This window comes from Vibrio makurazakiensis, from assembly GCF_050337375.1.
Lineage (GTDB): Bacteria > Pseudomonadota > Gammaproteobacteria > Enterobacterales > Vibrionaceae > Vibrio > Vibrio makurazakiensis.
Genome location: NZ_JAKJSW010000216.1, coordinates 1 through 6,668, shown reverse-complemented (window position 1 = coordinate 6,668; position 6,668 = coordinate 1). Strand labels below are relative to the sequence as shown.

General features: G+C 42.1%; 9 protein-coding genes. 3 read left to right on the top strand and 6 right to left on the bottom strand.

Going from position 1 to position 6,668, the window contains the following annotated elements; genetic code table 11:
• The coding region (locus L4C33_RS18215) for a glutathione S-transferase (protein WP_428813828.1) at nucleotides 1–549 on the top strand (549 nt) is incomplete at its 5' end.
• Between the two features lie 323 nt (nucleotides 550–872).
• Nucleotides 873–2,684: an ABC transporter ATP-binding protein/permease gene (locus tag L4C33_RS18210; RefSeq protein WP_428813827.1), complete on the top strand. Its 1,812-nt coding sequence runs from the start codon at nucleotides 873–875 to the stop codon at nucleotides 2,682–2,684.
• A 99-nt stretch (nucleotides 2,685–2,783) separates the two neighbouring features.
• On the opposite strand, the gene L4C33_RS18205 is transcribed toward L4C33_RS18210, so the two are convergent.
• From L4C33_RS18205 to L4C33_RS18180, 6 genes are all read right to left on the bottom strand, one after another.
• Nucleotides 2,784–3,221: a PAS domain-containing protein gene (locus L4C33_RS18205; protein WP_428813826.1), complete on the bottom strand. Its 438-nt coding sequence runs from the start codon at nucleotides 3,219–3,221 to the stop codon at nucleotides 2,784–2,786.
• 2 nt (nucleotides 3,222–3,223) lie between these two features.
• On the bottom strand, nucleotides 3,224–4,228 hold the full coding sequence (locus L4C33_RS18200) for a response regulator (RefSeq protein WP_428813825.1): 1,005 nt from the start codon (nucleotides 4,226–4,228) through the stop codon (nucleotides 3,224–3,226).
• A gap of 215 nt (nucleotides 4,229–4,443) precedes the next feature.
• Complete coding sequence (locus L4C33_RS18195) at nucleotides 4,444–4,689, bottom strand: hypothetical protein (protein WP_428813824.1); 246 nt, start codon at nucleotides 4,687–4,689, stop codon at nucleotides 4,444–4,446.
• A 169-nt stretch (nucleotides 4,690–4,858) separates the two neighbouring features.
• Nucleotides 4,859–5,164, bottom strand: a complete 306-nt coding sequence (locus tag L4C33_RS18190) for a GIY-YIG nuclease family protein (RefSeq protein WP_428813823.1) — start codon at nucleotides 5,162–5,164, stop codon at nucleotides 4,859–4,861.
• Nucleotides 5,164–5,820 (bottom strand): YceH family protein, encoded by a 657-nt coding sequence (locus L4C33_RS18185; protein WP_428813822.1) that lies wholly within the window; start codon nucleotides 5,818–5,820, stop codon nucleotides 5,164–5,166. The genes L4C33_RS18190 and L4C33_RS18185 overlap by 1 nt, the downstream gene beginning before the upstream one ends.
• A 48-nt stretch (nucleotides 5,821–5,868) precedes the next feature.
• Nucleotides 5,869–6,048, bottom strand: coding sequence for a hypothetical protein (locus L4C33_RS18180; RefSeq protein WP_428813829.1), 180 nt, complete (start codon nucleotides 6,046–6,048; stop codon nucleotides 5,869–5,871).
• Nucleotides 6,049–6,252: 204 nt separating this feature from the next.
• Between L4C33_RS18180 and L4C33_RS18175 the strand changes: the two genes are divergently transcribed.
• Nucleotides 6,253–6,567: a DUF496 family protein gene (locus tag L4C33_RS18175; protein WP_428813821.1), complete on the top strand. Its 315-nt coding sequence runs from the start codon at nucleotides 6,253–6,255 to the stop codon at nucleotides 6,565–6,567.
• Nucleotides 6,568–6,668: the final 101 nt, after the last annotated feature.

The window sequence follows — 6,668 nt, the reverse complement described above, 5'->3', positions numbered from 1 at the left end:
GAGTATCAGGTAAAGCCGTATCAACGCGACAGCTTAACCTTTCTTGCGCCACCGGAACTAAAAAGTATTCACCCACTGGGAAAGTCACCGGTTATTGAAGACCATGGCATGGTGATTTCTGAGTCAGGAGCTATTACAGAGTACCTTATCAACACATACGGTATGACAAAATTTGCTCCTGAGCGCAACACTCCAAGCTACGTAGAATACTCGCAATGGATCCACTTTGCGGAAAGCTCAGCGATTCTTCCACTACTACTAAAAATGTTTGTAGAAAAAGACGGCTGTGATACTAACTTTTTAGGTGGTTACGCTGACGCTGAAACAATGAAAGTGATGGGTTATTTCAATGAGTCATTAAAAGATAAAACTTACTTAGTTGACGAACGTCTAACAGGCGCAGACTTCATGATGTCATTCATTGTTGAGATATTACAAAACAATGGTTCAATCTCTTCTTTTGAACATATTGAGCGTTATGGAAACCAACTCGCAACTCACCAAAATTTCCATAAAGCGAACGAAGTGGAAGCACGCTACCAGTCATAGTTTTTCTGCTACTCTCCTATATAAAGGTCGCTCTATGCGGCCTTTAATTTTTTAGTAAGTACTATTCCATTTCAAGCACTAATATTAACCTATGGTCAACTCTTACTAGCTCATCATCCTAGGAGAAGGTGCTTCACTGACATCACAGGGGTATTCACCCTATCGCACCTCTAATTTTTATTATACAGGTGGAAAATAAATACATTCCTATCGTTGCTATTTTCAGCTTCAGCCCCAATACCTTGTAAAAGGAACTAGCCAGTCTCAATATAAAACCATAACGGACTTCGTTCGCTACAGTATAAAAAATAGAAGGCGATACTATGCAAGCTCAACCGTCTCAAAGCCAGGAGCTAGACTCCCAGCATGATCACCAAAAATCCAAAGACAAGAATCTAGGCATCTTGCTTGAGTTAATACAATTCATCCGCCCTTACAAAGGTCGTGTGCTCGCAGCACTTATTGCATTGATTTGCACCGCATCACTTACCCTTTCAGTCGGCCACGGGGTACGCATTCTTATAGACGAAGGGTTTTCCCAACAATCACTCTCCGATTTAGGCAGTGCTATTCAGTTTATCCTTGCTGTGACGGTCATGATTTCAATCGGTACATTTTTTCGGTTTTACTTAGTGTCTTCTGTAGGCGAACGAGTCAGTGCCGATATCCGCTTAGCCGTATTTAACCATGTCATTACCTTGCACCCTAGCTACTTTGAAACTAATGGCAGCGGTGACATCATGTCGCGTATTACTACAGATACTACGCTGCTACAAAGTATCATTGGTTCTTCATTCTCAATGGCAATGCGCAGCGCACTAATGTGTATAGGCGCAATCGTAATGTTGTTTGCCACCAACATTAAACTTACGCTAATTGTGCTCGCCTCTGTGCCATTTATCCTTGTACCCATTCTATTTTACGGACGACGCGTTCGTGCACTATCACGAAAAAGCCAAGACTCAATGTCAGATGTAGGCAGTTACGCAGGTGAAGCGATAGAGCACATTAAAACCGTTCAAAGCTACAACCAAGAAACTCAAGAGCGAACTTCCTTTTCGGAAGAGGTGGAAAAGGCCTACGAGATAGGACGTCAGCGAGTGAAGCAACGTGCGATCCTAATTTCTGGTGTGATTGTGATTGTGTTTAGTGCTATTGCGGGCATGCTATGGGTTGGAGGCAGCGATGTAATAAACGGTGTTATGTCAGCAGGTGATTTAGGCGCGTTTGTGTTCTATGCGATTATGGTCGCTTCATCTCTAGCTACAATCTCAGAAGTGTTAGGAGAATTGCAAAGAGCAGCAGGCGCGACAGAGCGGTTGATTGAAATACTGCAAGTGGACAGCCATATCGTCGCTCCAGCAAAGAACCCAACATCTTTAAATGGGTTATCCGCAGAAGTCACCTTTGAAAACGTTACATTCCACTACCCTTCTCGTCCAGATCAATCAGCGACTGATGCTTTAACGTTGAAAGCGGAAAAAGGAAAAGTTCTCGCCTTAGTTGGCCCTTCTGGTGCGGGGAAAAGTACTTTATTCGAACTTCTGCAACGCTTTTACGACCCACAAGTTGGAGGCATTCAATTAGGGGGTGTAGATTTGAGAAAGTTCGATCCTAACGAGCTACGTCAGCAAATGGCGTTAGTTCCACAGCAACCCGCCCTATTTAGCCACGATGTTTTTCATAACATTCGATATGGGAAACCAGATGCAACCGATGAGCAAGTGATTGAAGCAGCCAAGAAAGCCCATGCTCATGAATTTATTATGAAACTACCCGAAGGTTATAGCAGTTTCTTAGGCGCGCGTGGTGTGCGACTTTCTGGAGGACAAAAACAGCGAATTGCTATTGCTCGCGCCATCTTAAAAGACCCACATATACTGCTACTAGATGAAGCCACCAGCGCGCTAGATAGCGAGAGTGAGCACCATGTACAGCAGGCACTTGAAGAACTAATGCGTGGTAGAACAACATTAATCATTGCCCATCGTTTATCAACGATCCAGCATGCCGATCAAATCGCGGTTTTGGATCAGGGCAAGCTAGTGGAAATTGGCGATCACCAGTCGCTATTGCAAAGCTGCGAGCTTTATCAACGATTGGTCGAGTTACAGTTTAAACATTCCAAAATGTAATAGGTATGCAAAGAATAAAAATATGGGGACTCAGTTTATGAGTCCCCATACTTCAAACTTACACTGTTTATTTCATAGTAAACGGCTAGTAAATAGTACTTATTTACCTAGTGAGACCAACGCTTCTGCTGTTGCATCCTGAATCGACAAAAACAGAGAGTTTATTTGTCCTGTTGGGCTTCGCATCGGGTTCAGCGTTACGTTTTGGTACATATAGTCTGCCTGCTGGGTTACAGGACGAACATTACGACATTTAAATAGGTAAGGTCGCTGTTGCCATGTAATGAAGCTTCGACAGCCAAGATCGTACACAGGCTTAGTTTTCATTCTAAACCAGTCTTCTGGTATCTCTGGGAAGAGTTCAAACAGTGACTTGCCAATAGCATCAGCTGAGTGCTTACCACTATGGTGCGTCATAAAACCATTCCACACCTGAACATTATAATCCCTATCGATCACGACAAGTCCCATGTCCACGTTTTGCACCATATCCACCATCCAGTGGAACTGCTCAAATTCTGCGGGGAGGCTTAACATACTTAGAATTCCTCCATAAGGTAAGACAGTTTGTTATCCAACAACGGTAGAGACTCATCAACAAACATAAACAACAAATCACAACGTATTGAAGTCCCGTCAATATTGTAGCTCACTTCAAAAGTCATGGTTTTTTGGAAAGAGCCTGCCGTATTAGCGATGACTGAATCAATCGATATATGTTGGCCTAAAAGCACCGGGGAGCTTTGGAAAAAGCGGACTTCTGACTGCTCGCCTAAGCCATTCAAAAAAGAACCCACAAGAATGTTAGATACATCCATCAACAGCTCAAGTTCTTCGAGCTCTTCGCTGTCTGTTGGGACTTTCATTAACTGCTTTAGATCAGCAACACTAGAGTCACTTAATAAGACTAATGCTTCGCCTGCAATACCTTCACCACTAAAGCCTTGGCAAACACCCGATACCTGATCATTGTCAGCCAAGTCTCTCAGTGCCATATGAAGTTCGCTCACTTCAAAGATATTTACGTTTGGTAAAGGTAAGTGGACGAAAACATCAAAGTGACGGGCTAAAGCATCAGCAGCTCGTCCAATCGCCACGTTTGCGACTTCCATGTATATGTCACGTCGGCGAAGGATCGGTAAGTCTAAAGCCTGAGGGGTAATAATTTGCGGCTGTTGTGGTGGCTCAACAAGCTCTTTTAAAACCGATTTTAACTTTTCTTTGTCGATCGGTTTTTGCAGAAAAGCTTTAGCGCCCAACGACAATACTTTTTCTTGCGCTTTTGGTTGAATATCACCAGAAACAACCACAACCGGTGTCGTCATGCCTAAGCGCTGCATTTCTTCTAATGTTCCATAGCCATCTAACTCTGGCATGGTTAAATCGAGGAACATCAATTCGAACTGGTTTTGTTGTAATTCTTCCAACGCGTTTAAACCATGTACGGCAAACGTTACCTCTGCATTCAACGTCGCAGGGAGAGATCGCGCCATTTGCTTTCGAGCAAGAGCGGAATCATCACATATAAGAACGGGAAACGGCATCCTTCCACCACTATAATTTACACGTATAGATAAGAGTGTAACAGATTGTTATGGTATCAGGTACGGAGAGAGGGGGTAAATGTAAGAATGATTGAAGTATTTTATAATGATGAGAGAATTATCACTAAGGTAAATAAAATGCGTCAATTTAGCCACTTACCTCATTACAAGTGGCATAAATGTCAGAAAGCCATACGGCTAAACCTGCTTTCCGACTAAAATGAATACGAAGGCCAAAAAATCAAAAGAGCAAACTTTAAAATCACAGCGAATACGAGCGAGGCTATACCTAATCGATACCATTTGAATTCAGTAACATTCATAGGGATACGTTTGTAAAACATAGTGACAACGCCTTTCCAGTCTTGGCTGCGCTTCCCATATTGCATTACCCCAGTCAGTACAAATAATACTCCTAAGACAAGCAACATCTTCTCTGCCCAAAATAATCCGACTTCCATTTCTTGATTCCTTATACAGCTTGATTACATCCATTTTAATGTGCTGACAAAGAATTATCTGTACGACTAAGGTCTATTAGCTGATCACACAGGTCATAGACATCGAGTGGCAATAGAAAAATGAGGATATATTGAAAAAAGAAGAGCTATTAAATGAGGAGTAACGACCTTATGAATAAGTGGCCTTTCCATCGACAAGGTCGACAGAGACCTGTGATGTGACTAGCTTCTCTTTCGTCGATTTAGTTTGCTGTTTTATAGAGTACTCTAGCTTAAGCGCTGTACTTTTAGAGTCGACAGTTTTGTGCCAGGCAATAGAAAGAGGGCCTTTACCTTTTAAAGCCTTGGCCCCTTTACCTGTTTGATGCTGAACGTAGCGTCGCTTAAGATCATTGGTCACGCCACAATAAAGCGCATTGTGGCGATTGYGAATCAAGTAAACAACCCACTGATCAAGTGGTTCTTTTGATTCCATTAAATTAGAGAATGAACCAGTTCTTTCAGCTCAGCAAGTTCAGCTTTAAGATTGCTCACTTCAGTTTCAAGCTCGGTGATGCGTTCATTGTTCGCGCTACTTGATACCGTAACGGGCGCTGCAGATGCCATGGCTTCTACATCAACTTCACCACTTAAAAGGTGCTGATATCTTGATTCTCTTTTACCCGCTTCACGTGGCAGTTTTACAACTAAAGCCCCAGCTTCACGCTGAGCCAAAGCTTCTAAGGTTGCTTCAACTTCCTTTACATCGCTAAACGTCGCCAGCCTATTTGTTCGAGTACGTAATTCACCTGGAGTCTGTGCACCACGTAATAGCATGCAGCAAATAATGCCTCGTTCTTGATCTGAGAATTGTAGATCTCCAAACTCAGTATTACAGAAACGATGCTGATACTTGTTTACACGACTATTGAAGCTACTTTCATCGCTGACTACACGTTTTGCGATTAACCCATCAACGGCATCAAGAACATCTGACTCCGACAAAGCCATTACTGGTTCACGATTACTCTTTTGATTACATGCAGAGGTCAAGCTGTTTAGTGTGAGTGGGTAATGATCTGGCGTTGTGACTTCTTTTTCGATTAGACAACCGATAATGCGCGCTTCTATTGGAGACAGTTCAATACTCATATTTATTCCTTATTATTATTTTTGTCATCCGTCTTTGATTAGCACAGGCTAATGCTCTGACAAAATAGGGACTCTTTTCTTTCTACCTTGCTCATCAATCATAACGATTTTTGAACGGTTCAACTCGATTTCTACAATTTCTAACTGCTTGCGTTCTTTAACATAAGCATTACGAATTCGTTCTTGGTTTGCTGGCATTTCAGCATACTCTTCTTGTTCATCACGCATTATCTGCTGACTCATGACATTTTAGTTAGTGCTTCTGCTTGGATAGTATCGTGATATATCAATGAAACACAATCACCACCTAACGAGAACGATGATTATTTGTTCAAGTCAATTATCGCTTTGATCTAAAGACTGTTACTACGCGTTTTGTTGTGCTTTAATCACCCTTAGTTAACGTATTATCAAGATTAGGAAAAGGAATCTATGAGCAGCGTATTTGAAATCGTGAACCAAGCACGTCGTAAGAACAAACTTAAGCGTGAACTGCTAGACAACGAAAAGAAAGTTCGTGACAACCGTAAGCGTGTTGATCTACTTGATAACCTTCTGGATTACATCAAACCAGAAATGACGCACGACGAAATGGTTGGCATCATCAAAAACATGAAAGCTGACTATGAAGATCGCGTAGATGACCACATCATCAAGAGCGCAGAGATCTCTAAAGCTCGTCGTGATATCAGCCGTCGTATCCGCGACTTGACTGAAGAAGATAAGCAAACTCAAGGCAAAAAATAAGCCTAACCAGTTTCCAAAAACCCACCATTCGGTGGGTTTTTTTATATCGAACCTTTCACTATCACTCTCCTATTTCATAAAATTGCGACATCTGATAGTAG